Origin of the sequence: Microbacterium sp. NPDC055910, assembly GCF_042271185.1 — a bacterium.
Lineage (GTDB): Bacteria > Actinomycetota > Actinomycetes > Actinomycetales > Microbacteriaceae > Microbacterium.
The window spans coordinates 37885-63201 of the sequence record NZ_JBHJZS010000007.1 but is presented as its reverse complement, the minus strand read 5'-3'; the positions used below and the strand labels follow the sequence as shown (position 1 = coordinate 63201).

Here is a 25317-nt window from a genome sequence, read left to right as displayed (position 1 = left end):
CATGCTGTTGGCGATCGCCGCCTCTCCCCGAATGACCAGCAGGGGTTCCGATGCGTCGGTCGACGTGCTGTGCACCCGCGTGGAGGAGCGAGCGGCAGCGGCGGCCTCGGAAGGGGATCTGGAAACAGAGCTCTACCCGGAGCTGTTCGAGGACAGATCCGGCAGGGCGGCCGATCTGGCTGCTGACGCGCTCACAAGCTGGATCAGGAACGGAGGGCTCGAGTCCCGAGACGTGGCACATGTTCGGATCGGCGGCCGTGAGTACATCGCCACAGGAGGACTCTCATGGGGCGACTCCCCCACCGATGCATTCAGCTACGTGAGCCTGCTCGACGATATCCACGCCTTCGACGAGCCGCTGCCCTGACACCACGCGCGCCGCTTACTCCTGGTCGAGGGGTCAGCGGTCGCGGTGCACGACCTCGATGGTCTCCACCTCGATGTCGGGAACGGTCTGGGCCGCATGGCTCACCGTCGCGCACAGAGCGGTGATGGTGACGCGATCACCCTTGCTGACGGCAGCACGGATCATCTCAGCGCGAGGCCCAGTCGCGTGGACGTTATACGGGCCGTGCTCACCGTCTATGCGGAAGCTCACCCGAGCTACTCGTCCGGGAAGGCTGCGGGTCAGCATGAGGGGTGATCGGACGATGCCTGTTGCGATGACCGCAGTCTTCGGCGACGAGGCGATCTTGGTGGTGTGCATGACTTTGCTCCAGATCTAGCTGTAGATGGGCGCGTCGAACGTGACGCGATGGAAGATGTGGTCGGCGTCGTCAGCGCAGCCGGCGCCGAGATCGTCGATCATGACGGCTGCACAGCAGAGCTGTCCCTCCGCATAGGCCGCGGCGAGCGCGTCGAGGATTCCTTGGAAGGTGACGGTCGTAGTGACCTCTCCTTCGGGCTCGTCGACGTCGGTGTAGTGAGTGATGGAGACGGTCGCCGCGTCGAGATCGGACTCGGTGGCAACTAGCCAGGATGAGCTTGGACCGCGAAGAAGGTCACAGAGGTCGACCACCTGAGACGGCGGGATCTCTCTGGTGATCGTGAGTGTCAGCGCCATAGTTGCTTTCCCCTTGTTAGTATCTTGGTTCGTTACTAACGGTACTCTCCTAGGGTGATGTGTCAAGGTGGCGATTGTGAGCTCGCGTCTTGCGAGATAGCGTCATTCCGCATCAGCAGCAGACGCCTCGACAGGGTGAGCGAGCAGTTGCGGCTTGGCGGGCCGAGAGAAGAAGCCGAAGGACTCGTCATCGTCACCACGCTCGACGGTCGCTGTAAACGCCACGCGGTGGCCGCGGGCGGGTCGACCATCGAACTCAAGCCCACGCGGCACGCTGCCCCATACTTTCCAGCCCGGACCTGTGACGAGCATCTTGAGCGAGCCGCCGTAGGCGTTCTCCACCCACTTCGTAGCGGTGATCTCCCCTTCGAGGCGCACACGACCGGTGGGAACGGGGCGCTTGGCAGCCTCCTGCTTACGCAACTCGGCGATGACAGCTTCAGCTTCGAGGCCCCAGACATCGAAGTCGAGCTCTTCGATGCCGGCAGTCTCGGCAGCATCCAAGAGATCCCCCGCCCTGCGGCGCAGCGGATCGCCCTCGCGCAGTTCACCGTACGCGTGGGTGAGCGCGCCGTGGGCGGATGCGTTCTCCTCCATGAAGCGCGCTTGCGCGGAGACAATTCGCGCAAGCGCGTCTCGGGCTTCGTCAGCGAGGCGTGCGCGGCGACGTGCGGTGGATCGGGCAGACGAGATGAGGAATGAACGCGTGCCGGCTCCCCCACAGGCGAAGCATCCGGTCGTGACGTCACCGACGCTCGAGGTGTAGAAGGTGATCCGGCTGGGTGCGCTGTAGATGCCCGTACCCCCACACGCGCCACATGCTTCGGTGATCCGGTCGGCGCCCTTTCGACCGGGGTAGGGATCTTGGTACGAGCTCGCGCCGGCTGAAGGAGCGTTCTTCACGTCTCGCATCGCGCTTACCTCCCTTTCGTATCTCTGTCAGTTACAAAATACACCCACCCGCAGACACTCGCGTCGGGATCCTGCCGCCGGAGCGAATGGGGTTAGGGAGAGATCTTCCGCGTGTCCCTCGTCGGGTGTATATTAGTAACTGTCAGAGATACATACAGAAGGATGGTGCACGATGGCTACTCGAAAGACGCTCAGCCCCGAAGAGCGCAAGGCTCGCGCTGAAGCACTGCACGAGACGATCACTGCGCAGGTCGAGAAGCTTCGCGACTCCGAGCAGTGGACCGAGTTCCTGCGATACGCACGCAGTTTCCACCGCTACTCGCTCAACAACCTCTGCCTCATCTGGGCCCAGTTCGAGGCGCTCAAGGCTGCCGGTCTCACGGGCAGCGCCGACTCCTTCACCCAGGTCGCCGGCTTCCGGAAGTGGCAGGAGCTTGGCCGCCAGGTGCGCCGCGGCACCAAGGCAATCCGAATCTTCGGGTACGCCCAGAAGCGCATCGATGCGGCCGAGGATGAGAGCACTGACAGCGAAGCACGAACCGTGACCTGGTTTCCCGTGTTGAGCGTCTTCGACATCTCTCAGACCGATCCCATCCCCGGGCACCCAGGCGCCCCGGACAACCCCGTGAAGCAGCTCACCGGGGACGACGATCTCGGGATCGTCGATGACCTCAGCGACTACATGACGGGTCTGGGGTGGACTGTCGGCCGCGAGCGCATGCCCGAAGGGATGAATGGCTACGCGTCAGGCACACGCAAGCACGTCGCCCTGTCCGACTCGATCTCTCCCGCCCAGTCGGCAAAGACGATGATCCACGAGGTCTGCCACTTCCTCCTCGGGCACACGGATGAGGATTGCGACTACGTGGCGCATCGCGGCACATGCGAGGTCGAAGCGGAGTCCGCCGCCTACGTCGCACTGGGCATCCTCGGCCTCGACTCGGCCGACTATTCGGCCGGCTACATCACGGGGTGGGCAGAGCGCGCCGAGGCCGACGTCATGCGCGAGACAGCCAAACGCGTCCTGGACGCAGCGCAGCGCATCTCCGAGATCCTGACACCAGCGCCCGCGATCGCTCACGAGCTCGCCGCCTGACCATGATGCAGGACACCGGACCCCTGGAGACCGGCGCCCACGCGTCTGCAGGGACGGTCTCCTACGGCGCCCACATCCGTGCCGCCGGCATCCTCTGGGAAGTGTGTGACGTGCGCTCGATTGAAGCTCCCCCAGCCTCGAGGGAGACCCGCGGGCGTTTGCGCCCCATCGATACGGAGACCGGTGATCGTCTCACGATCGTGCGCATCGGACGCGCCGAACGGGAGATGGTCCACGTCGACCTGACCGTCTACGCCGGTGGCGAGATCTCCGCGTTTCCCGCTGCACGGAACTACAGCGCGCCGTTGACCGACCGGCAGCGGCAACTCATCCTCGACGACCTGGCCGGTGTCGAGTTCCACCTACCGCCTCTGAACGTTGACGAACGACTCAAGCGATTCATCTCGTCGATCGCCACCGATGCCACCCACGCCGCTGCGAACACGATCAGCTACGCACGCCGTCGGGTCTTGAGTGAGCACTTCGCCGAGCTCCAGACCCGTCCGGAGGCTGACCGGCATCGGGCAGCAATTCTCGACCAGGCTTGTGCCGAGTTCCGCGCGCGGTTGCAAGCGCTACTCACCCAGGCCTGAGCGCCGATCGGTATAGAGACGAGCAGCGCTTACGTCGGTATCCGCACCTAAAATCGGCGCCCATGCCCCCTCACCACTCATACCCATCCGGCGTCGAATGGAGCGACGTTTGTAGCTGGATCGCGGCGAATCGCCCCGATCTCGACGCGCGGCTCCGGGACGGCATCCCCGACCGGCAGGATGACCAACCCGCACCAGCACCTCCACCAGCGACCGTATGAACGCGTCCGCGTTCCACACCCAGGACAATCCGGGTCCGAGGACACCAAGCCGTCATCCGCGATCATCTCGGCACGCTACTCGCTCGTCGTGGCCGGGAAGCTCAACTTTCCACAGCCTCCGCAATCCTGTAGAATAGTAACTGAGAGAGATACATACCGAAGGGAGTTGAGGGAAATGGCGAACAAGACAGCAATGCAGGTGATGAAGGTTCTGCACCGCCAGGCGAACCCGACCGCAACCACGCGAGGCACTCCGGCCCAGGAAGCGAAGCGTCTGAACAAGTCCCGCAGGCTCGCGCTGGCCAACGCCACCGCCATGCTCAGCAAACTCAACCGCGCAGCCGTCACCGAGTCCGCCACGACCATCCAGGCGATGACCGACGATGCACAGGTACTCCTCGACGCTGCCACCGGGTTCCAGGAACTCATCGACGACATCCCCAACGGTCGCCAGCTCGCCGCCTGACATGGCTCGCCGGATCGTAACCGCCATCGCCGCCATCAGCGCCGTCTGCGCCGCCACGGCGGCGATCTGGCTGACGTCCGGCTCGTTCGCGTCCCCTGCAGAGAGCATCGTCCCCGACCCCGACCTGCAGCCCCTCGTGAACGCCGGCTACACCACACAAAGTGAGAGCGGCTCCTACGCCTTCAACCATTCGCTCATCGAGCAGCAGATCGACCAACTGCCGCCCGCCGATGAGGTGCTCATCCGCGCGTATGAACGTGACACCTTCGGCCAGCGCTGGGCGGATGTGGACCGAAACGGCTGTGACACCCGCAACGACATGCTCCGAATCTGGTTGACGGAGGTGACATTCAAGCCCGGAACACACGACTGTGTCGTTCTCACGGGCACGCTCGCCGATCCCTTCAGCGGCACCGCAATCGCGTTCACCCGCGGTCAAGGCACGAGCGAAGCGGTGCAGATCGACCACCTCTGGCCGCTGTCAGCAGCCTGGCAACGCGGAGCGGACGCCTGGACCGAGGTGAAGAGACAGCAGTTCGCAAACGACCCACTCAACCTCACGCCCGTCGACGGCCCGCTCAACCAGTCCAAAGGTGACAGGGTCAAGTCCCGTGGTGTGGTGTCACTCCGGTTGTTCCCTGTGGTGGGTGGAGGGTCAGGCGGTGAGGTAGCGCTCGGGGCGGGGCTGCTCGGTGTGATCGTGCAGGGTATGGACGAGTTTGCGCATGGAGATGTCGGAGAAGTAGCGGCGTTCGCCGTAGGACCATTCCTCGTGCTGTTCTTGGAGGACGGCCCCGATGAGGCGGGTGACGGAGTCGCGGTCAGGGAAGATCTGGACGACGTCGGCGCGGCGTTTGATCTCGCGGTTGAGGCGCTCGATGGGGTTGTTCGACCACACCTTCTGCCAGTGCTCGCGGGGCAGCGGTGCGAACGCGGTGAGGTCGGGTTCGGCGGCCTCGAGCATGGTCGCGATCTCCGGGAATGAGCCGCGGAGGCTGTCGGTGACGGCCTGGTATTGCGCGGTGACGGCTTCGGTCGTGGTTTGCGCGAAGATCGTGGAGATCAGTGCGTTGACGGGCTTGGAGCGGGCCGAGCCGATCTTCTGGGTGACGTTGCGAGCGAAATGGACCCGGCATCTTTGCCACCCGGATCCGGGCAGGATCGCTTTGACCGCGGCTTTCAGGCCGGCGTGCGCGTCGCTGGTGACCAGGGTCACCCCGAGCGGGTCGGCGTCGGTGGCGACCTTGAGTCCCCGGTCGCGGAGGGAGCGGAGGAACTCGGTCCAGAAGTCGGTGGTCTCCGCGTCCCCGAGCGCCATCCCGAGGATCTCCCTCCTGCCGTCGCCGGAGACTCCGGTGGCCACGACGAGGGCTTGGGAGACGACCCGGCCGCGGTGGCGGACGTCGAGGTAGGTGGCGTCGAGGAACAGGTAAGGGAACCAGGTGTGATCGATCCGGCGGTGCAGGAACTCCTGCACCGCCTCGTCGATCTCCCCGCAGATCCGCGACACGGTCGACCTCGAGATGCCGGTGTCGTTGCCGAGCGCACGGACCAGCTGGTCGACCTTCCTGGTCGAGACTCCGTCGATCCAGGCCTGGCAGATGACCGCGTAGAGGGCTTTGTCGACCCGGCGACGCGGGTGCAGCAACGACGGGAAGAACGACCCCTCCCGCAGCTTCGGGATCTGAAGGTCCACCTCCCCGGCCGGGGTCGCGAGCGTCTTCGGGCGCACTCCGTTGCGGCGGGTCGTCCGCTCAGGAGACCGCTCGTGCGGGGCCGCGCCGATCTTCACGGTCGCTTCCGCGTTGATCAGGTCTTGCAGGCCGGCCTGCAGCATCCGGCGGAACACGTCCGAGTGGGCGAGGTCGGGGTCGGCGAGGACTTCGCCGATCAGGGTCGTCAAGGCAGACTGGTTCTGGGTCATCGTGGGATCCACTTCTTTGCTTCTTGGCGGAAACAACTGGGTATCCCACGGTGGCCCGTCATCGTCTACGACGACGAGGACCCCGCGGGAAGTGACACCACGCTATGGGACTCACCCGGTGACAGCGGGCCCGAATGGATGCCTCCGAACGTCAGCTACCGCTGCGTCTACGTCGCACGGATGGTTCTCGTCGCCACCAACTACCAGCTGGAGCTGACCCTCGAAGACCGGCGCGCGCTCACTACGACGCTCGCCAGCTGCGCCTGATATAGATCTCCGTCATGAGGCCGGGCGAATGCAAGTCCGCAGACATGGCGGAAGCGATGTCACGCTCGGGCAAGTACCGCGCGGATCAGTGGCGTGGGGTCGGCGGCAGGATTTCGCCAGTCAGCGCGGCCGGGATGGGTCACGGTTACGACAGCACGGCCGTCGGCCGCGACGTGCGCCTCGCTGGTCCATGCTCGGGCGTTCTGTTCCCGAAACCGGTCGATCAATCGGTCGGCGCCGATCGCCTCCCGAGTCCAACGTCCAGCAGTGCCACCGAGGCAAAGAACAGTGCCAATCCCCAGCGATTGAAGAACCGCGTCATGAACCACCCAGCACTGCTTCAGCAGCGCCTCCTTTTCACGACCAAGCGCCTCCTCGCTCGTCGACCGGACGAACACGACGTTGCTGGCCGGCACATCGCGGAGGTCAAGCCCCAGTCGGTCGAACACGTGCCGCATGCGTGGTTGCAGCCCGTGCGTCCCAGGGGGTTTGCCCTGCCAGGAATCGTCGAGATACGCGGACCAGGGCGCCGCACGCCGCTTCCAATCGTGAACGCTGCGTGCGACCGTCTCACTCGCTTGGGAAACGGGCGACCCACCGGGATTCAAGCCCAAGATGTATAGGTCACGGTGACCTTGAAAAGCGCTCGACCCCGAATAGAAGAGCGCGCCGGATCGCTCGAGCGTAGATGGCGAAAGTTGCTCTATCGACGCGGCAATAGCGTCTGGCTGAAAATCGGGCATGGAGCGGTCAGGACTCGTTAGCCGCGATGGGCGCGGACAAGGCGACAGTCTTCGGCACGGCCCCACGCTATCTGAAGAGCATCGGGGTCCCTGACTGTTCTTCAGGCGCTCACGAGGAGTGGACTATCGGTTCCCCCTCGAGGGCGCACACGCGCAGATCCGCAGGCGAATGTGGCCCCCTGTCTGCCACGAATCGCGGGCCGCCTGTACGCGTGTCGCCAGGGTGGAGTAATCTCCTCTGAGACGCCCGGTTGCGGTGCGGCGGTTGAGAAGCAGTATCTCTGACAAGTGCTCCTTCCCATCTCCCGCTTCACCCACCGGGCGTCTTCTTCTATTCGGCGGTGATCAGTAGTTGCTGGCCGCCCCGCTCCGGTAGAGAGCCTCGGCGTCGCTTGCCGCTCCGATCGCATCTCGAACGTTCTGCTGCGTGAGGTCAAGCACCCGCAGCGTGTCGTCGACCTTCGCGACCGCTTCGATGCGGTGGAACGCGGCGCCATGCTCGACGGCGAACCGTGCCAGACCACGAAGCTTCGGCAACGCGTCGGCGAGATGGAACCCGTGCGGATCGACGATAGAGGGCCGAACGCTCCCACCGACGTCGGCGAAGAAGATGAAGTCTGGGAACAACCGGCGCCACGCACCCTTGCCGTCCACGTAGGCGATCGCGAGCGCGTCGTCGGCAGCTCTTCCCGGGTTTCGGTACCAGGCGGCGCTGTGGGGCAGCTCGCGATCGAGCACGTCGATCTCCCAGCTGCCGAGCGAACCGATGGGGAACGCGCCGTGCTCGTCCGACATGAGGTGGTGGGTGCGCGTGGCAACTGGATTGCCGTCTTCGGTGATAGTCGACTCCGTACGTACCTTGGGCCGGAGGACGGAGATCGGCTGCGGCGTGCCCGTCATTGCGATGAGCTCGGCGTAAACGGCCTGTCTCTCGTCGGAGAGGCCCTTGATGGGGATCCGGTACTCGGCAAGCCATCGTTCCGCGAGTGCAGTCGCAGCGCGGTTGAGCTCGTCCGCCACGGTCGGCACTTTGGCGAGCGCGGCGACTTGGAGATGTGCTGCGAAGAAGGCGTCGTCGTTGCCGTCACGGTCTGCGATGCGCTCGGCGTATCGGGCTGCGATGTCTTTGCCGAGGACTCGGCCGGCGGCGCGATATTCGGCGTCGACCGTGCGGTCGTCGGCGAGTTCGGTGAAGGTCGAGTCGACGATGAACGTCCGGTTTGCGATGGACGCGATGATGGTTTCTCCGTCGACGGTGCGAACATCTTGGCGTGCCTCGTCGACGATGTCGGCGTAGCGGGCCGCGAGACCGTCGAGCACCGCCAGCAGCTCGGTGTGGGCGAGCTTGGTGGCATTCGGCACAAGGCGGTCGTATGCGAGAGCCTGGGCCAGTCCCGAGAGCCGTGAGGTGGGTCGAGCGCCCTTCCGAGGGAGCGTCTCGGACGGGAGCTGATCGAACGCGTTCCAAACCTCTACCGGGATGGTGGCGTTGACGTGCATGTCGATCGGTCCCAGGAGCACTCGTCGACCGTCACCGCCGCCGGAGCCACCGCCGGCGTCGAGGTCGTCGTCATCGCCGTCGGAGGAGGCGACGCCGAGGAGCAGCTCGACGACCTTTCGGGCGGTGGACCGTTCGAAGAATGGGAGGATGCACTCCACCGAGTTGAGGCGATCGTCTCCGGGGATGCGTCGGGCCAGCGGTGTTCGCACCATCCGGCCGAGCAGCTGGGTGATGTGCGTGTCGTCCTGGGCTGGGCGGTAGGAGACGAGCACCTCGGCGCGCGGGCAGTCCCAGCCCGTCGAGATCGCGTCCTTCGCGAGCAGGACGCGGATGGCGGTGCGCTGTTGCACGTGCTCGGGGCTGATGTAGCCAATGACGCGACCACCGATGACCAGGTCGGTGTGCTCGCCGAAGACGTGTGCGATGTTCGCATCGCCGAGCTCCGGCCACTCGTCGGCGATCGCCTGGAGCGCATCGAGCAGCATCTGGTCGCTGGGGGTGTTGGGCACCTGCACCACCAGGAGGGGAATGACGGGATCCTCCATGGTCTCCTGTGCGCGGTGGTAGTCGGCCCAGTGCTGGGTGGATTCCTTCACTCTGCGTACGCCGCGGCGAAGCAGCACGGTGTCGAAGGTGCCGGTCTCTGCGGGGAAGTCGAGACGGATGTCGTCCTTGAGGAGTCCAGACTCCTGCACTCGGGCGGGGTCGACCACGACGTTTGGAAGCAGAGTTCGTCCGGACGAGTCGGCCATCGCCTGGTTGAACCGCTCGACCGTTGCGCTGATGCCGAGCACGACCGGTACCGGAGGGGCGCCAGCTTCGCCGTTGACGAGCTGACGAACGATCGTTGACTTCTCTGCCCGTTCATTGCGATTGGGGCGCTTCATCCCCCGGTGTGCCTCGTCGAGGATCACGTACAGCGTGAGGGCGGGATCTTCGATCGTGTTGCGCAGGACATCCCAGAAAGTGTTGGCCCGGCGGTCTGGAGCGATCAACATGTTCTCGGCGTCGGCGAGCGTGCCTCCGCGCACAAGGAGTGATCGGGCAGCAAGCTTCTGAGAATTGAGGAAGTAGACGTGCCCGGGTTCGAGGCGATCTCCGGCGAACGTGTTGCCGATCGCGACGAGTCGTGAGTACGGGATCTCCTCGGTAGCCTGCAGGATGCGATGACGGGTCTGCTCGTTCAGTGACGGGTCGCTGGTGAACCACAGCACCACGGCGCCCGGGTCGGGTGCGAAGTTGAAGTCGTCGTTGCCGGCGAACAGCGCTTCGATGACCGCGGCCGCCATGACGGTCTTGCCAGCACCGGTGACAGCAGACAGCGAGAACGCCGACAGCCGCGGCCGTGGCCGGTGATAGTCCTCGCGCGCGTCGATGAGATTGGCCAGCACGTCCGCTACCGCATCGGCCTGATAGTCCTTGAGGGTGAACTTCACCGGCTCTCTCCCCCGACGTTGATCGTGAAGTTGGTCAGATAGGACTCGTATAGCCGGACTGGCTCTATGTGCTCCGGGAGGCCTGCGCAGACCATCTGGAACGATCTGTCATCGTCGGTGACGATGTAGGCCACGCGTGCCGATGGCGCCGCGGCCAACTGCTCCTTGAACGCCCTCGAGGAGTCCACGTCGAACAGCACCCCGTACGTCTCGGCGATCGCGAAATCCTCTTCTTCGGCGTCAATACGCGGCCCACGAGCTCCCGCCCTCAGCCACAGAAGTGGAGCAATCGCCGAGAACGCTCTGTTGTGAGAAACCATCCGTGGTGACTCGTATGTGAGGGTGAACACCTCGAGGTTTTCGTCGAAGCCGTCGAGCATCGGAAACTCGTCGACGAACTTGTAGTCTCCCTTGATCGGCTCGCCTGCCGGCGTTCTTCCCAAGATCGCCGCCTCGAGTCGCGGCTTGGTGATGTAGTCGCAGATACCCCAGCGCTCCCATTCCTGATCGCCGGGCCGTAGACGGTCTGCACGCAGTCGCTTCTGCTCGTCAGCACTCACTTCGTTGTTGGTGATACTGATCGACTGTCGACGTCCGCCGTCCTGTCGATTCAGTCGCATCACTGCGTGCGCGGTCGTTCCGGAGCCAGCGAAGAAGTCGACTATCGTCGCGTCCGGGTTGTCAGCGACGAAGAATCTGAGCGCATCCTCGACCGCATAGAGCGCCTTGGGATAGGGGAACTTTCTGTCGGGGAGAAGTGCGGCCAGCAATCGCGACCCGCTGTTGCCGGCGTCATGAGATGAGATTCGCCACACATCGGTAGGCACGAATCGTGCCTCGTAGTCGGAGCTGTCGGTAATGACTGAGCCGTCGGCCCTACGTCCGAGCACCTTGAAGGTGCCTTCGGTGACCTTCTTGCGCTCCCCGAGCTTGAGGTAATAGGGAGTTGTTCGTTCGGCGTTCCACTTGCCCAACCGTGCATGACCTTGAGCTATCAGTTCTCGGAGAGCCGCGGGACTGATCTGCCAGCGGCCTTCCCGACCGTCCTGTCGGATGGGCCACACCGCTACGGCGCCCTCTGGGGCGGGTTGGGTTTGCCAGCCGTCTCCGTAGTACGGCTCGCCGACGGAATGAAAGATGGGTCCTTGTGGGGTGTCGACCACATTCACTGGATAGAACAGGTTGGGATGTGTCGTGCGGAAGGGTTGTGTTCCGGAGCGCATCAGCAGGTTCCATCGGATGTCGTTCTTGTTGCGTGTCACGACTGGGTTCCACTCGCTGCCCAGGGGCAAAGGTGAGGGAGCGGAGCTTCCGAACTGAACGAAATACAGGTACTCGGCGGATCGGTTGAAGGTTCCGCTCCGGGTGGATCCCGCACCATTGATTGACGACGTCACCATGGTGATTCGTGCTTCCGGAAATACCTGCTCGAGGAGCAGCCCGAGCCGCAAGTACTCCTTCTCATCGATGGTGACGATGAGGACAGAATTGTCTGGGTTTAGCAGCCGCTTGGCGACGTTCAGGCGGCGCTCGATGAAAGCTAGCCATTTCGAGTGGCGGTAGATGTCTTCGCCGTCGACGTAGTCGTTGTTGTACTTCCAGTCCTTGGCGCCGGTGTTGTAGGGCGGGTCGATGTAGATCACATCGACCCGTCCTGCGTGGGTGTACTGCAGCGTTTGCAGTGCGTGGAAGTTCTCGGCGTTGATGACGGTGTGGAACGGCTTGTCTCCGCCGCGCTCTACTCGCCCTGTTGACACAAGGCCCGGGTAGATGGGATCCCGGAACTCGGCGACGACGACGAGGTCGTCGATGTTCCGGGTCACGACCTCGAGCTCCACATCTGTCGGAGCAGGCGTGGAGTCTTCGATCGAGGCGACGAGCGTCGCCGTCTTGGTTGCTTCTTCGAGGGCGATGCTTCTCACCCTCCACAGACGATCGTCGACGGTGGAAGGTGCGTCGCCGCGGGCAGGCAAGAATCGCACCTTGTCGTTGACGCGAACAGGGCGGCCGGGCAGTTCGACCGTCTCTGGAGTGTGCCGCTCGAAGTTGAGACCGAACGCGCGGCGGCCGCTCAGTGCGGTGTACTCGCGTGTGAGGTCGGCTGCCAGCTGGGGGTTGAGTTGCTCGACGTGTTTGAGCAGCTGGGTGATTCGGGACACAACGGACAGCCTATTGATCCCGTTGCGACTCTCATCGCAAGCCTTGCCCTCGGCCGGGATTAGCGACTGGAGGAGGATGGCTGCTCGGTGGCCGCCTTCTCCCAGTATGCGTAGAGCGCCTGCTCCATCTCTCCTTTGAGCCTTGTCAGCTGCGCGAGCTGCGCTTGTTCTCGATCTGACAGCGAAGTGCTGCTCATCTTGGTGGTGAGCTCGGCGGAAGCATCCGTGACCAGTTGCACGCAGATGTTGGCGGCCGTGTTGAACCCGTCCTCGAATGCCTGATCGGTGTGTTCGGCTGCGACGCCTCGCACCCGAGTCAGAGCCTCCTGCCCGATGTTCTTGGCGAAGTCGATCAAGCCGGCCATGAATCCCCCTCTTCAATCCAACGACTATGTCGTGCGCTTGCGTTCAGGCTAGCGATTCATCCGCCGCCGCGAGCTGCGGGGAGCTTGAGGTCGAGGCGACCCGAGACGGCTGCCGCCGACCATTGTCGACGTCTCTCACCGGTGATACAGTTAGTAACTGTCAGAGATACTAACTAGTAGGGAGTGAGACTATGGCTGCAGCACTCGTTTCAGACGACACGATCGATCTGCTTGTTTCTGCCCTGATGATCCTGGGACTCAGCCCCGACCCGGCCAAGCCGATGCCGACCGGGTCGCAGTGCGTGACGCATGTCGCGGACGGAATCGGCCGCGAGCTCAGCGACGCGAACCTCGACGCGGTGAGCCTGGCGGAGGCCACGAACCCGCCCCGTTCGACATACCGATGGCAGCCGATCATGGAAGTCGCGCTGAGCTATCTCCTGCAGCCCACGGTGGCGCTGCAGGTCGAGGCGGCGCGCCGGCACTACGTCCGCAATTGCGCATCGCACCCCGGATGGGAGCAATCGCAGGCGCGACAGATCGTCGCCCGCTTGGGCGAGAGCCTCCGGAAGGGCCCGCTCCTGAGGTGGCCCCGCGAAAACCATGGCGACCTGCGCGGCATCCGGAAGTGCGAGCCGGCGTGGACACGAGAGATCGGCTTCGCCGGTCTGGAAGCGAAGGCTGACGCATGAGCGGGCAGCCACGGACTCCCGGTCGCCTTCCGGAGCACCTCCGCCACCGCTTGTCAGTGCAGTTATCTGTAGTCGCCGTTCTCGCCCTGGTCACTGGTGCAGGGCTCTTGGGGATCGTGGTGGCACCGATCCTCGACCGGATCATTTTGACAGGGCTGGCGGCGGGTTTGGTGTGGCTACTCATCGTCGCGGCAGTGGGGTTCTTCCGCGGAGACTGACATGACTAAGCAGACCGTGAGATGGACTCAGCAGGCTGAGGTGGTCGCCACCGTCGACATCAGCCTCGACGAGCTCGCCGTCTGGGCAGCAGAGAGCGCGCAGGTCCGCGCTTTGATGGGCGCCGAAGCGACCGCAGCTCACGTTAGCCGCGTGAGGTTGCTCCTGGAGTCGAACGCCCACGTACGCGACACCTTGGTCCGCCTGTGGGCGGTAAGCAAGGCGACGGAGAACGGCTGAGAGGTCCCGGATGTTGGGTCTCTCAGCCGTTCAACCGCATCAGGCGAGACGAGCAGCGAGCTCGTCGATCTTGTCTGGCCGGAATCCCGACCAGTGATCTTCGTCGGTGATGACGACGGGCGCCTGCAGATACCCAAGCGCCTTCACCTGCTCGAGCGCGTCAACGTCCTGCGAGAGGTCGTGAACTTCGTACTCGATCCCCTTCGCATCTAGCGCCCGATAGGTCGCGGTGCACTGCACGCACGCGGGCTTGGTGTAAACCGTGGTGGCCATGTGGTGTCCTCCTTCCTATTCTCGTTGCGCTGAGACTGCCAACCAGCTCAGACATCAGGTGGATGTCACTGAAGCGCGGTGATGACGATGCGGCGCGGCCTACGGGCCGGCAATGGCACGGCCAACGCGAATCGCGGCGTCCGCACCCACAGTGCGCGGCGGGGGTGCTCCCGAAGCGTGCGGGCCCACTCGTCCGCGGCCGCCTGCAGAGCAGGCAGCTCCCGCACAAATAGCACCGCGTTGTATATCCGGTAGGCGGACTCACCCAGCGCATCCCGTTCACCGGCCGACGCAGCGAAAGCACTCGCCACCAGCAGGTGCGCCTTCAACTGCCGTCCCGTCATCAGCCGCACTCTCATCCGTCGCCCCTCCCTGCGCATCCCAGATCTCACACTCGCTCGATGAGGATCGACCCATACTGTGCTCGCGTGACAAGGCTCCCGACCGTCTCGGTCCGCTCGAGCTCTTGAGCCGTAAGGATCGTGGAGGACGTTCCTTCGGACCCAGTGATGGTGACGGTGAACTGCATGGACGAGATCTCCCTGGTCAACCGGAGGCTGCGTTCGCGCGAGCAGCGCGGAGCACCTTCTGAATGTGTGCGTCGAATGCGCCGGCGACATCGCCAGCAGAGTTGGTCACCCGCCCGCGGGCGCCGCACCCACAGCCCCAGCGGCCGACGCCGCCTGGCACGTAGAAGTGCTCTATCGCTGGTGCGTGTTCGGTGCTCGTCATGAGGAGGATCCTGAGTATGAGGCGACCGCCGTCGCGTGCATCCGGATCGTTACGTCCTTCACTGCACAGGGATGCCGCCAGATTCGCCGGTCTACTAGCAAGACGGGGCGGGTTCCCGCGACGGATTCGGCAGCTTCGGCAAGGTCACGCGCCCAGACTCTGATGATCCCCGTCGACGGGTCAGCGAAGCCGAGAAGTTTCGGTAGGCAGCGGTGCGGCATCCCGGACCGAACGATGAGATCCGCGCCGATCAGGAGCGGCGGAAGCGGCACGATCGCCGTCTGCGGCGACTCGAGGTACACCGTGTACGCGGTCGGATGCGCTCGCATCATGAACCCCACTTCGAGCGACCCACGCGACTGAAGACGGTGAGCATGCCGGTGATGCCGACGACCGTGCCCACCGCGAGAGCTGCGGATGCCACAGCTGCCCCTGTCTGGGCGGCGAGCAAGGCGGGCGTCAAGCTGACGACCACCAGCACAGCCGCAACAACGATGCGAGCAATCATGAACTGTTGAAGCGTTCCGCCGACTCGCAGAAATCGAGTGGCCGCATCGGCGGCAGAGTGGCCGAGCAGCGCGGCGGCGAACAGGATGCCGACCAGCATGCCGAAGAGCGAAGACCACAGTGCAAGCGCGAACACGAGCACGGCTGTGACCACCTGCGCGAGGATCTCGGAGGCGAGCAGCAAAGCGGAGGGCGCGTCCCTAAGCGGCGGGCTAATCTCACTGGCCGCCGAAGAGAGTGTCCAAGCTCGGCGCTGAAGGAGTGTCCCGAGGATCTTGCTGCCTACCCCCGCCACGACCAGCCACGGCCAGGCAGAGCCGCCCGCAGAGAGATCAAACACGCCCGCAGCGACCACGGGCAGGAACGCCTGGCGCAGCCCCCATCCCGCGATGAAGATTCTGCGCAGAGGGCCTGGCTGGTTTGCCGGATGCGCGTTCACGACCAGAGTCATGGCTGCACCTCGCCACCAGCGCCGGCGGCGACGATGGGCCGAGCGAAACCCTCCGCGCCAAGACCGGGCCAGGCTGTCACGGAGTACTCACCGCGTTGGACGTCCTGGGACTGCGCCTCCAGCAGATCACGGATGCCGGCCGAATCGGAGCGGCGAGCCAGCCTGACCATGGCACGGGTGATCTCGATCGTCAGCTCAAGCTTCGCAAGAGGGTAGTACCGGCCATGCGCTCGGGCAGCCTCGTAGCACGTCAGCAGCTTCCGGGAGTTGTGGTTGGGACAGCCGCCCCGGCTCTTGCACCCGCCGATGTACCCCGCGGGCGTGCCATGGTCGACGCGTTCGATCATGTCGAGGGTGCGGCTCATCAGGCAGCCATCCTCTGGTCGGCCACGAGCTCGTCAGAAACGTGCTGCACCCGCAGGACGGTCCGCGACGTCACGCCGAGCAACTGAGCAGTCTCCTCGAGGCTGTAGCCGAGCTCGCGCGCGCGGTGGATGGCGAGGTGACGCTCTTCCCGCGTCATACGGACGCGCTCACCGTTGAGTGCCAGGGCGACGGCGACTTCGTCGATGACTGGCTCGGAGTCTTCGACGGCCGGCTCGTCGTCGTTGTCGATGTCGTCCCACGCCATTGCCGGTAGCCATCCCAGCCGCCGGGCGTAGTCGAGCGCTCCCGTGTAGACGGCGCGGTCGTATCGCGTCTCGTGGGGCGGTCTTACGTTCCACAGCTCCTCGAAGAGCGATGCCGCGGCCATGTGTAGCTCGACGGGGATCTCGCCATCAGTGGTGAGGATGCGTGCCATGCGCGACTGCGTGATCCCGAGGCGACGCGCCAGCCGCGTCTGCGCCCAGCCGAGCACTCCCAGAGCCTGGATGCGCCGCCGCATGCCCCGAGAGGACACCTTGACGTCAGGAGGCAGCGTGCTGAGGTCCGGCTGCACACCGGTGATCCGCTCGGCGGTGGTCCGGTGGATCCGCGCGGGCGGTGCCCCGCGTCCGGGACCGTCCTTGCGCTTGCTGCCGAACCAGATAGCGCGGATGGTGTCGGTGCTGACGCCGGCAGCCGCGGCGATCGCCGTGACGGTCATGCCGTGCTTGAGGAGGATCCCGATGTGCAGCTTGACGGGCGCCGTCGACGACATGCCGGAGTCGTACCTGCCGTAGGCGATCAGCTTCTTGCGCTCGTAGCACCGCTTGGTGTTCGCCGCGCAGCAGGGCGCGCAGCTGCATCGGTGGACGCGGTAGCAGGTCGGCGTGGCACCGTGCTTGTGGTCGGGCGGGCAAACCGCAGTGCGTTCCATCATCCATCCCTTCTCGACTAACTTACTTTTATAAATGTAAGCAGAGCATTGGCCGGTTGTGCAAGCGGAGAAGGAGCTCTCCTACCTACAAGGGGTGGACTACGACAGCGAAAGTGGACATATCCGGTTGCTGCTCATCGGCTGACGGCCGGCGTACGCGGTAATGCGACGCGTACGACTGGGCACTTCGGGCCCGAAAGTCAGTGGCGCCGACGGATCACACGTGGGTTGAATGCGACGGTTGCGCGTGTGGCGCGGACGTGCGGTCTCCTCGACCCCTCAGGGAGTGTGTACCGGCCGTAGGCGATGACGTGCCGCCCTATGAGAGCGTCTGCGTCGGTGATGTGGAGCCGGTTGAGGTTCTGCTTGTCGACGAGGATCGCAACCTGATCGGCGGCTCCGTTGAGCCGGATCATCAGCCCCTCCCACCTGGTGTGGGTGTAGCCGGCGACCCGTCCCCAGATGATGAGGTCGGTGTTGAGGCATGCCGCGATCGACGCGTCCCGGGCATGGACGATGACGCTGTCGGCCGCCACTGGGTCCTGGGCGCCAAGGACGAGCTCGAGGCCCGGAGGCATCGTGCCGGCGACCAGGTTGACCAGCATCGTGGAGAAGGATCGTTGATCGGCAATGTCGGTCTGATCTTGTGCCTGTTCGGTGCGGAAGCGGCGTGTCAGCTGCCCGGGTCGGTTCGGATCCGGACGACGACGACCATCCGGTCCTGCAGACGGCTCGGCGACACCGAGCCGCATCCGCCAGCGCGTCGGCCGTGGTCCCTGCTCGTACTGATGGCCGGCGTCGCCGCGGCGGTCTTTGGACCGGATGGAGCCCTCATCGCAGCCCTCGCCGTGGTGCGCTGCGAACGCGGCCGCCTTCTTCGTGCTGTGCAACGCGGTCGTCCAGACCTCGGCGCCGCACTCCTCACCGCCTGGAAGCCCACCGGGGCACCACAGGGTGGGAATCACCGCCTGGCCGCGCACTTGCTCGAGGGTGACGAGATCACCCGCGGCGTTCCTCGCGACGTCCACCGGCGCCTACTCCCCGGCGTCACCCTCGTCGACGTCGCGCGCGAGCTCGTCCGCGAAGGCGCGGGCGATGGTTTCCTCGTCCGGAAGCGCCTGCTGCGCATCCTCGGTGAGCTCGTATCGGCTCACAGCGACCGGCTGCGTCGTCGACGCGAGCGCATAGCGGACGACCGTGTCGTTCTTGCCGGCGACGAGCAGGATGCCGACGGTCGGCTGGTGCTTGTCATGGATTCGCAAGCGGTCGTCGACGACCGCGACGTAGAACCCGAGCTGGCCGGCGTCGCGAGGGTCGAACTTCGTGGTCTTGAGCTCGATGACGATGTAGCGAAGTTGCTCGACGTGAAAGAACAGCAGGTCGACGTAGAAGTCGTCGCCTTCGATGTCGAAGTGAACTTGGCGGCCGACGAACGCGAACCCGGGTCCAAGCTCTTGCATTGTGTCGAGGATCCGGTCGACCATGCGTTGCTCGAGTTCGCGTTCAGAGGCATCGCCGTCGACGGCGAGGAATTGCAGCGCGTACGGGTCTTTCGTGAGCTCCTGCGCCTGGTCTGAGTCGATCCGTTCGAGCGCGCCGGCGAAGTTCGTCGGCGCGGCCGCTTCTCGCTCGTGCAGCTTCGTGGTGATTTGATGTGCGAGGACCGGGCGGCTCCACCCGTGATGGGCGTCTTTCGCGGCGTACCAGTCCCGCTGCTGTTGGTCGTCGAGCTTGTCGAGCAGCTCGATGACATGACCCCACGGCAATTCGCCAACGGGTCGTTGGCGAATTGCATCGAGATCGGGCCATGCCTCGGCGAAGCGCCTCATGTACCGCAGATTGGCGGTCGAGAAGCCCTTCATCGTGGGGAACTCGGTGCGAAGATCTCTTGCGAGCCGGTCGAGAACGTTCGTGCCCCAGGCCTCCTGGGATCGCCGCGTGCGAATGGTCTGGCCGACGTGCCACCACAGCTGCAGCAACTCGTTGTTGGCTCTGCGCTGTACCCGCAGCCGGGCGGCGTGTACACGACCCTTGAGTTCCTCGAGAGTCGTCGCGTAGTCGCTCGGTTCCAGTTCGCTCACTTGCTCAGCCTCCCATTTCACATTGCCGACAGCGGCTCACCGCCGCGGTGACGGTGGCTTTCGGTAGTGGCCCTCGATTTCGCGGCCGTTGCGGGTGTGCGCCTGGACCCAGGTGTGACCGTCCCCTCCGGCTTCGGTAGACGATGCGATGGCAGCAGGAGATGCAGAGGGTGAATGGACGGCAGGTGCTTCCGAGATCTCGAGCGGGGGTGCAGCCCGTCGGAGGGCCCACTTTCGCGACCAACGTCCGTCGTCTCGCTTGCCGGAGTACTTCTCGACCAGCTCGGGAGCGGCCTCCGGTTTGTCGACGGCGTACCGCTGGAAGCTGACCACGTTCGAGTTCGCCTCGGCTACACGCTTGGCGATCCCGGAGCAGATCGACTGCTCATCGTTTTCGTACAGCTTGTCGATGAAGCCGGGAGGAACGGCTCGACCTCCGAGCTGCTCGGTCGCTGTGGCGTCGGGCTTGAGGCTCTCGATGTGTTCGCTGCGCCACCGGTACTCCGCCCGTGCTTTCGTGACGGGCTTCGGCCCGTCGACGACGATGATGTCGACGGCGTATCCGCGCTTGTGCAGCACCTCGAGCATCGCGAAGGCTTTGGGCTCGTTCGCGAGCGTCCCGTCGAGGATGATGTTCTCTCCGCGCAGGATCGCACGATCCCGCTCCTGCTTCATCAGCAAAGAGGACTCTTCGTGCACGAGGGAGGCGCGTTCTCGCGGGGTCAGAGCCTCCGTTCCCGGCGGAGCGAGCTCGCGGTCGATCGATCCGTCTCTGGCCGCTCGCAGGAGCAGCTGATCCTTGAAGTCGTCCGCGTTCAGATCCCGCCAGTCCTCGTCGGAGGAACCCATGTCAGCGATGAGCTTTTTCCGGGCGGAGGACTTGCCGGCGCCGGGTGGCCCGGCGAGAACGATCGCGCGACGCTCACGCTTCACATTGGGACGTTGGGCGCGGAACGTGTTGCGGATCTCTCGGTGCACGGCCTTCCGCTGAGTAGAGGGTTGAATGCCCTCCTCGAACCAGGTCGAGTTGTGAATCGTGGAACTTGCGGTGTCATCTGCGAGCGGACCACCTGGGGCGCCCAGCTGCTCGAGCAGCAGTCTGCGGCCCTCGAAGTCGATGTGATCAGGGAAGGCGGCCACCGTTGTGCTCCCTCACGGCATCCGCGATCTCGTCGTAGAGCTCGTCGTCGATGAAGTCGCAGGCCAGCGCCGAGCCGATCTCCTCGAACGAGCCGGGCGTCGTCATCACCGGGTCGTCGAACGGCGGCGCGATGCGCTCTCGTGGCGCGTATGGGTACACCGCCAGCACCTCGAGCAGCTGCGAACGCGAGATCTCGCCCTCGCTGTACTGCTGAGCGAGCTCGAGTGGGGTAGTAGTGGTCATCCTGATCACCTCCTCCACAACCATCATGTCCATGGCCCCATCATACGACAGGACGGGTTATATTCGATAAGGTTTCCGTTGCGGGACATCAGAACTCCCTTCCCCTACAAGGGGTGGAAGCCGGCAGCCTCGCTCGACAAACTCAGGTGACGATGCCGATCGCCGCCACCGCGATCGCAGCGATCGCGATCGCGGGACCATGCGCGTGAGCGCGGCGATCTCCACCTCGAGCGAGCCTGATCGCTCGTTCCGCACCGCTGAGAAGTACAGCCAGCGGCACGGCGTAAATCGCGAACCAGCCCGCGAAGATCCCTGCGAAGAGCGCCAGCCCTGCCGCGAACTTGGCGTCACCGAAACCGAACCAGCCCGCCATGCCCATCGCTACGTAGGCGGCGAACACCACGGCCGCTGCGATCACCGCACCGATGGCGATCCAGAGATCCATCTGCTGCACGCTCATCGCCGCCACCTGTACAGCTGCGGCGACGACGAGTGGACCAGTGAAGCGATTGGGCAGGAGACGGGTCCGCACGTCCACCGCGGCAATGGTTGCAGCGGCAGCTGCGAAGCAAGCCAGCGCGACCCAGGCGTAGATCTGGACGTTGAGGTATGCGATCGACGCGAGGATGAGCCCGCCCGCGGTCGCCGTCACGTAGACGCCCGCCGCTCGCCCTCTAGTCGAGGGAGCAGCCTCCACCACGGTCATCGGGTTCCCGCGAGCTTCGTCTGCGCAGCGTCGATAAGTCGTTGGGTCGCCTCGTCGAGCTCGTAGTCAGGATCGCCACCCCCGGGACGTGCGTAGAGTTCGTCGACGACACGGGAGAACTCTGTTGCGCTGCCTGCGCGCATGGCCGCCTCCAACTCGAGGCGCCATCCGGCTTCGTTGAGCGGATCGGCTGATTGGGCGATACGCGCCGCGAACCGCGCCTGATCGATCTCTCCATGGCGAAGTGCCCGGTGGGCGAGCTCGTCAGCGGCATCCAGCACCGCGGCGATCATCTGCTCCTCGAGCAACGAGCGCCACACCCACCATCCGCGACGATTGCGGGCCGGGGTCAAGGGCTGGCCGCGGACGAGACGGATAGCGGCAATGAGGTCCTCGTTCGGAGTGACCTTGAGGTCCGGTCCGATGAGCTCGCGGAAGTCATCCCAGTCACTCCGGATGGCCGGGTGGATCCGGAACCCGACGTCGTTACGACCCTCGGGGAGCAGCTTGTGCCCCTCAGGGTCGCTGCCGAGAGCGTTCCTCAGATGCTTGGCCAGCTGGCGCGCGTTGTTATTCGACGGCTCGTACTTATCCGGCCAGAACGCCTTCTGCAGCTGGGCACCGGGAACCTGGCCGTTGTGCAGCAGCAGGTAGGCCATCATCTCGACGCCACGGCCCGGGAGGCTGTCGGCATCTGCGACGTTGAGCACGTCGATCGTGCCGAGCAGTCGGACGTAGGGTGCGGGCCATTCCGGCGCCTGAACGGTCGCCGCAGGGTCCAGCCCCTCGGTGGCAGGCTCGACGCTGACGCTGGAGGTCGAATCGACGGCGGTAGCCGCATCTGGCTCGGGAAGGCTTGCCGCGTCGTCGACGTCGGAAGATGCCGACCCGGATGCGGGTTCCTCGCTGGAGAGGTCGGGTTCTACAGCGGTCTCGTCGACCGAGCCGACCGCGACCTCCTCGGCAGGAGTGTTCACGGTGGGTATCTCGGCGACAGGGGTCTCTGTCTCCTCGGCGAGCTCGCCAGCGGTCTCCGTGGCTTCGGGAGCGGCCGTCTGCTCTTCCAAGGGAGGCCGCTCGTCGATGTGATTCTCGATGGGAAGGTCAGCCGGGATCGACTCGCGTGTCGTGGTGTCGAAGAGGTTCTGGATGAGTTCCAGCTCTTCACCCGCCAGGATCTGCGGGTGGAAGGGCAGCGGCGGCAGCTGGCCGCCGGACCGGTACTCGGCCGTGGTTCGGTCCGTGATGACGACGGTCGAGCCGGCGGCGATGGCGTCGCCGCTGGCGACCGTCGCGATGCCGAGGCGGGGCATGCGTGCTACCAGTTCGGCGAGCTCGGCGCGGAGATGCTCTGCTGGCTCTTCGCCGAGGATGACGATGTGCGGTGCCCACGACTCCATCTCCGTGGCGCGGACCCGGGCTTGGTGTACGTCGTCGACGCCGTAGCTGTCGAGGGCGGCGCGGCGGTCGTCCATGTCAGCGCGAAGGTTGCGGAGCAATGCCGGTACGTCGTCGACGTGTTGGATGCGGAATGTGCCGATCTCGTGCGCGAGTCCGTGTGGCATCCCCACCAGGGTTACCTGGATCTGATCGGACCACGGATTGACGGCGAGCTCGACGGCGATCGCTGTGAGCACTCCACGTGCGGTCTCCGCGTCACCGACGACGTTGAGAGAGCCGATCTGTTCCAGGTCGAGAAGGAGGACCCCTCCGGCGTCGTCGGTGCCGATTGTCGTCAGGGCCGGGTATGGGGAGACGGTCGGTCGAGTCGGCGGTGTTGCTCGTCCCGGGCGGACCACCCAGGCCGTGCGGTCGGGGTGGGCAGGTTCGAACGGCTCGGGGAGGTCGGCCGGTTGTGTCAGGTAGACGGCGATCTCATCATCAGCGAGGCGAACTGCGAGCAGCTCCGGCAGAACCGATCCCGTGTTCTCCGCCCATTCCTGGAGCCCGCGCAGCGCGTTGTCGATGTCCTCGACGCCGATCGGGTTCTCAACCAGTCGCATTTCCAGCTCGAGGTCGGCCGCGGCCTGCTCGGGCATCGCGATACGCTCGCCGGCCGCGCGCTGCCGGCGCTGCCGTAGTCGCCTCGTCCCAATCGCGGCGAGTAGACCCGCCAGAAGCAGCCCGACAGCGCCGCCAGCGGTCGCGAGCGGGATCAAGGACTCCGCGTCATCTGCCTCGTTGACGTCGGTGTTGGACGTGGAGGCTTCCTCAGTGGACGCCGAGGTGTCACTCGCCGAGGAGTCTGACTGACTACCTGCTCCTGCTCCCGCTCCTGCTCCCGCACCGCCGGCGCCGCCGGCAGAATCCGCGCCAGCTCCGCCTGCATCTGCCCCCGTGTCCGTGCCCTCATCGAGTGAATCAGAGCTCGTAGAGTCATCTGTGCCCGACGGGGGAAGCTCGGGTGCCGGCGACGGCGGAGCCTGCTCGACCTGGACATTAGGGACTGCGAGCGTCCATCCCGTGATGATCAGATCCGGGTCGCTGAGGGCGCGACCATCCGACTGCACCACTCCCCTATTCGCCTCGAAGATCTCCGGGTAGCGCCGACCGTCGCCGTAGTAGTTCTCCGCGAGATCCCACAGCGTGTCGCCGCGGACAACTGCGTGGGACACCGTCGTGTACACGAAGGCCGGCGCTGGCGATTCCGCCGCAATCGGTGCGGCCGTCTCGGGAGTTGTCGTTGCAACTGATGGAGCTGGGCTGCTCTGCGCGGGCGCCGTAGCAACCGTGGAGACAGAAACGGACTGAGAGAAGTCCGCCGCGGCCGCCGGAGTAGTGGTACCAATCGCTCCAAAGCCGGTGAGCATGACCGCGACCGCAGCGACCAGCGAGGCAGCCACCCGCTGCTGGCCTCGGAACACTCCCACCCTCTTGCGAGTCGGACGTCCCGCGATGCCTGCGAAGATCTCGACCAGCAGAGGACCGGCGAACGCAGCCCACGCGATCCAACAAAGCAGCGGAAGGACCTTCGTCGTGGTGATGACCCACCCGTAATCGGGGGTGAGGGTGAAGATCGCCTGCCACTGTTCAGGTGAGGGCAGCGGGTTCCCGGCGATGGTCACCAGCGCAATCGGTACACCGACGAGCAGCGCACCGATGACGATCAGAGAGCCCAAGCCTCGCAGCAGTTTGATCACGCTATTGCCCTTCCGATCAGCCAGGCTGTTCAGTCACCGTAGTTGGCGGTGTTGACAGACTGGAGCTCGCCCACCCGAACCTGCGCGCTCGAGGTGGTCGTGGGCATCGCGATCGTGCCGTTCTCCCCGCCACCGTTCCACTGCACGACCCAGGTAGTCGACGCCGAAACGGTGAACGTGCCGGAGCCGGATGTTCGCTGATACCGGAACCCGCAGGTCGGGGAGTCGACTGCCAGCTGATCGGCCATGGCCGCTGCGTTGAACGGCGTGCCGACACCGCAGTTGACCGTCTGCCCGTCGCCCGACGACCAGGTCAGAGATTGCACCTGCGCGGTCGCGGTAACGGTGACGCCGCCATAGGTCGCCGTCCGGGTGAGAGGCCCCCACGTGCTCTCTGAGGTGCTGTCGACCCACAGCCAGACCGGGATGCCGACCCACGTGCGCCGATACGCCGCGGTGCCGGCAGGGTCGTCGGTGTGGACCTTGCTCTCCGGAGCCATCCCGATCGTGATCGGCTGGAGCACGAACGTGCGCACGAGCATGCCGGCCGCCTGCGCCGGCGTATAGCGAGTGATGCCCGGAGGAGGAGCGTCCAGCCAGGTCGAGATGCCGTAGCACGCCAGGACCGTGCCGCAGAAGGACGCATTTGGCACGTGTGGGTCGCAGCTGTAATAGGCGCCGACGTTCCTACTCTTTCCGTTCGGTGCAGGACGCTGAGGATCGTCGATCGACCAATAGCACTGGCGTTCGTTCGACCAATAGCCATCCCCCGATGAGCATGGAAGTTCCTTCGTCTGCAGCTCCGGCTCTTCAGAGCCGGGTACTCCGTCCCAGATGCACGACGTCGGC

27 protein-coding genes and 1 pseudogene are annotated in these 25317 nt (G+C 65.0%); 8 read left to right on the top strand and 20 right to left on the bottom strand.

Annotated elements, in window-relative coordinates:
• The first annotated feature begins 1 nt into the window (after position 1).
• Entirely contained in the window at positions 2-367 is a 366-nt protein-coding gene (locus ACFC3F_RS05280) for a hypothetical protein (RefSeq protein ID WP_376127397.1), read from the top strand.
• Positions 368-400: 33 nt separating this feature from the next.
• On the opposite strand, the gene ACFC3F_RS05275 is transcribed toward ACFC3F_RS05280, so the two are convergent.
• From ACFC3F_RS05275 to ACFC3F_RS05265, 3 genes are all read right to left on the bottom strand, one after another.
• On the bottom strand, positions 401-706 hold the full coding sequence (locus tag ACFC3F_RS05275) for a hypothetical protein (RefSeq protein ID WP_376127395.1): 306 nt from the start codon (positions 704-706) through the stop codon (positions 401-403).
• A 15-nt stretch (positions 707-721) separates the two neighbouring features.
• Entirely contained in the window at positions 722-1063 is a 342-nt protein-coding gene (locus ACFC3F_RS05270; RefSeq protein ID WP_376127393.1) for a hypothetical protein, read from the bottom strand.
• Between the two features lie 102 nt (positions 1064-1165).
• The gene (locus ACFC3F_RS05265) at positions 1166-1660 is read right to left on the bottom strand and encodes a hypothetical protein (protein ID WP_376127391.1); all 495 of its coding nucleotides are present in this window, start codon (positions 1658-1660) and stop codon (positions 1166-1168) included.
• 487 nt (positions 1661-2147) lie between these two features.
• On the opposite strand from ACFC3F_RS05265, the gene ACFC3F_RS05260 reads away from it, so the two are divergent.
• The 4 genes and pseudogenes from ACFC3F_RS05260 to ACFC3F_RS05245 form a co-directional block, all read left to right on the top strand.
• Positions 2148-3071: an ArdC family protein gene (locus tag ACFC3F_RS05260; protein ID WP_376127389.1), complete on the top strand. Its 924-nt coding sequence runs from the start codon at positions 2148-2150 to the stop codon at positions 3069-3071.
• Between the two features lie 2 nt (positions 3072-3073).
• Positions 3074-3664, top strand: coding sequence for a hypothetical protein (locus tag ACFC3F_RS05255; protein ID WP_376127387.1), 591 nt, complete (start codon positions 3074-3076; stop codon positions 3662-3664).
• A 396-nt stretch (positions 3665-4060) separates the two neighbouring features.
• Positions 4061-4351 (top strand): hypothetical protein, encoded by a 291-nt coding sequence (locus tag ACFC3F_RS05250; RefSeq protein WP_376127385.1) that lies wholly within the window; start codon positions 4061-4063, stop codon positions 4349-4351.
• Positions 4269-4931, top strand: a pseudogene (locus ACFC3F_RS05245) (HNH endonuclease family protein); the annotation flags it as partial. The gene ACFC3F_RS05250 and the pseudogene ACFC3F_RS05245, both read left to right, overlap by 83 nt.
• A 75-nt stretch (positions 4932-5006) precedes the next feature.
• On the opposite strand, the gene ACFC3F_RS05240 reads toward ACFC3F_RS05245, so the two are convergent.
• Complete coding sequence (locus ACFC3F_RS05240; RefSeq protein WP_242089912.1) at positions 5007-6275, bottom strand: IS256 family transposase; 1269 nt, start codon at positions 6273-6275, stop codon at positions 5007-5009.
• Positions 6276-6413: 138 nt separating this feature from the next.
• On the opposite strand from ACFC3F_RS05240, the gene ACFC3F_RS05235 reads away from it, so the two are divergent.
• A complete protein-coding gene (locus ACFC3F_RS05235) occupies positions 6414-6542 on the top strand; it encodes a hypothetical protein (RefSeq protein ID WP_376127383.1) in 129 nt (42 codons plus the stop codon).
• Positions 6543-6601: 59 nt separating this feature from the next.
• On the opposite strand, the gene ACFC3F_RS05230 is transcribed toward ACFC3F_RS05235, so the two are convergent.
• The 4 genes from ACFC3F_RS05230 to ACFC3F_RS05215 form a co-directional block, all read right to left on the bottom strand.
• Positions 6602-6991, bottom strand: coding sequence for a hypothetical protein (locus ACFC3F_RS05230; protein WP_376127381.1), 390 nt, complete (start codon positions 6989-6991; stop codon positions 6602-6604).
• Between the two features lie 639 nt (positions 6992-7630).
• Complete coding sequence (locus tag ACFC3F_RS05225) at positions 7631-10222, bottom strand: DEAD/DEAH box helicase (RefSeq protein WP_376127380.1); 2592 nt, start codon at positions 10220-10222, stop codon at positions 7631-7633.
• On the bottom strand, positions 10219-12381 hold the full coding sequence (locus tag ACFC3F_RS05220) for a site-specific DNA-methyltransferase (RefSeq protein WP_376127378.1): 2163 nt from the start codon (positions 12379-12381) through the stop codon (positions 10219-10221). Before ACFC3F_RS05220 ends, ACFC3F_RS05225 begins: the two co-directional genes overlap by 4 nt.
• A 59-nt stretch (positions 12382-12440) precedes the next feature.
• The gene (locus tag ACFC3F_RS05215) at positions 12441-12746 is read right to left on the bottom strand and encodes a hypothetical protein (RefSeq protein ID WP_376127376.1); all 306 of its coding nucleotides are present in this window, start codon (positions 12744-12746) and stop codon (positions 12441-12443) included.
• A 191-nt stretch (positions 12747-12937) separates the two neighbouring features.
• Between ACFC3F_RS05215 and ACFC3F_RS05210 the strand changes: the two genes are divergently transcribed.
• Together ACFC3F_RS05210 and ACFC3F_RS05205 are read left to right on the top strand one after the other, a co-directional pair.
• Positions 12938-13438 carry a hypothetical protein gene (locus ACFC3F_RS05210; protein WP_376127374.1) on the top strand — a complete coding sequence of 167 codons (501 nt, stop codon included), beginning with the start codon at positions 12938-12940 and terminating at the stop codon, positions 13436-13438.
• Between the two features lie 219 nt (positions 13439-13657).
• Positions 13658-13894: a hypothetical protein gene (locus ACFC3F_RS05205; RefSeq protein ID WP_376127372.1), complete on the top strand. Its 237-nt coding sequence runs from the start codon at positions 13658-13660 to the stop codon at positions 13892-13894.
• Between the two features lie 39 nt (positions 13895-13933).
• On the opposite strand, the gene nrdH is transcribed toward ACFC3F_RS05205, so the two are convergent.
• The 12 genes from nrdH to ACFC3F_RS05145 form a co-directional block, all read right to left on the bottom strand.
• Complete coding sequence (gene nrdH / locus ACFC3F_RS05200; RefSeq protein ID WP_071044856.1) at positions 13934-14167, bottom strand: glutaredoxin-like protein NrdH; 234 nt, start codon at positions 14165-14167, stop codon at positions 13934-13936.
• Between the two features lie 65 nt (positions 14168-14232).
• A complete protein-coding gene (locus ACFC3F_RS05195) occupies positions 14233-14511 on the bottom strand; it encodes a hypothetical protein (protein ID WP_376127369.1) in 279 nt (92 codons plus the stop codon).
• A gap of 716 nt (positions 14512-15227) precedes the next feature.
• Positions 15228-15857 (bottom strand): hypothetical protein, encoded by a 630-nt coding sequence (locus ACFC3F_RS05190; RefSeq protein WP_376127368.1) that lies wholly within the window; start codon positions 15855-15857, stop codon positions 15228-15230.
• A complete protein-coding gene (locus tag ACFC3F_RS05185; protein WP_376127366.1) occupies positions 15854-16222 on the bottom strand; it encodes a hypothetical protein in 369 nt (122 codons plus the stop codon). The genes ACFC3F_RS05190 and ACFC3F_RS05185 overlap by 4 nt, the downstream gene beginning before the upstream one ends.
• On the bottom strand, positions 16222-17160 hold the full coding sequence (locus ACFC3F_RS05180) for a hypothetical protein (RefSeq protein WP_376127364.1): 939 nt from the start codon (positions 17158-17160) through the stop codon (positions 16222-16224). Before ACFC3F_RS05180 ends, ACFC3F_RS05185 begins: the two co-directional genes overlap by 1 nt.
• Before the next feature lie 197 nt (positions 17161-17357).
• On the bottom strand, positions 17358-18185 hold the full coding sequence (locus ACFC3F_RS05175) for a hypothetical protein (RefSeq protein ID WP_376127363.1): 828 nt from the start codon (positions 18183-18185) through the stop codon (positions 17358-17360).
• A gap of 6 nt (positions 18186-18191) precedes the next feature.
• Positions 18192-19238, bottom strand: coding sequence for a YhcG family protein (locus ACFC3F_RS05170; protein ID WP_376127361.1), 1047 nt, complete (start codon positions 19236-19238; stop codon positions 18192-18194).
• Between the two features lie 36 nt (positions 19239-19274).
• Positions 19275-20171: a zeta toxin family protein gene (locus ACFC3F_RS05165; RefSeq protein ID WP_376127359.1), complete on the bottom strand. Its 897-nt coding sequence runs from the start codon at positions 20169-20171 to the stop codon at positions 19275-19277.
• A 190-nt stretch (positions 20172-20361) separates the two neighbouring features.
• Positions 20362-20622 carry a hypothetical protein gene (locus ACFC3F_RS05160; protein WP_376127357.1) on the bottom strand — a complete coding sequence of 87 codons (261 nt, stop codon included), beginning with the start codon at positions 20620-20622 and terminating at the stop codon, positions 20362-20364.
• Between the two features lie 142 nt (positions 20623-20764).
• Positions 20765-21328: a prepilin peptidase gene (locus ACFC3F_RS05155; protein WP_376127355.1), complete on the bottom strand. Its 564-nt coding sequence runs from the start codon at positions 21326-21328 to the stop codon at positions 20765-20767.
• Entirely contained in the window at positions 21325-23367 is a 2043-nt protein-coding gene (locus ACFC3F_RS05150) for a hypothetical protein (RefSeq protein WP_376127353.1), read from the bottom strand. The genes ACFC3F_RS05155 and ACFC3F_RS05150 overlap by 4 nt, the downstream gene beginning before the upstream one ends.
• A 1130-nt stretch (positions 23368-24497) precedes the next feature.
• Positions 24498-25121: a hypothetical protein gene (locus ACFC3F_RS05145; RefSeq protein ID WP_376127351.1), complete on the bottom strand. Its 624-nt coding sequence runs from the start codon at positions 25119-25121 to the stop codon at positions 24498-24500.
• Positions 25122-25317: the final 196 nt, after the last annotated feature.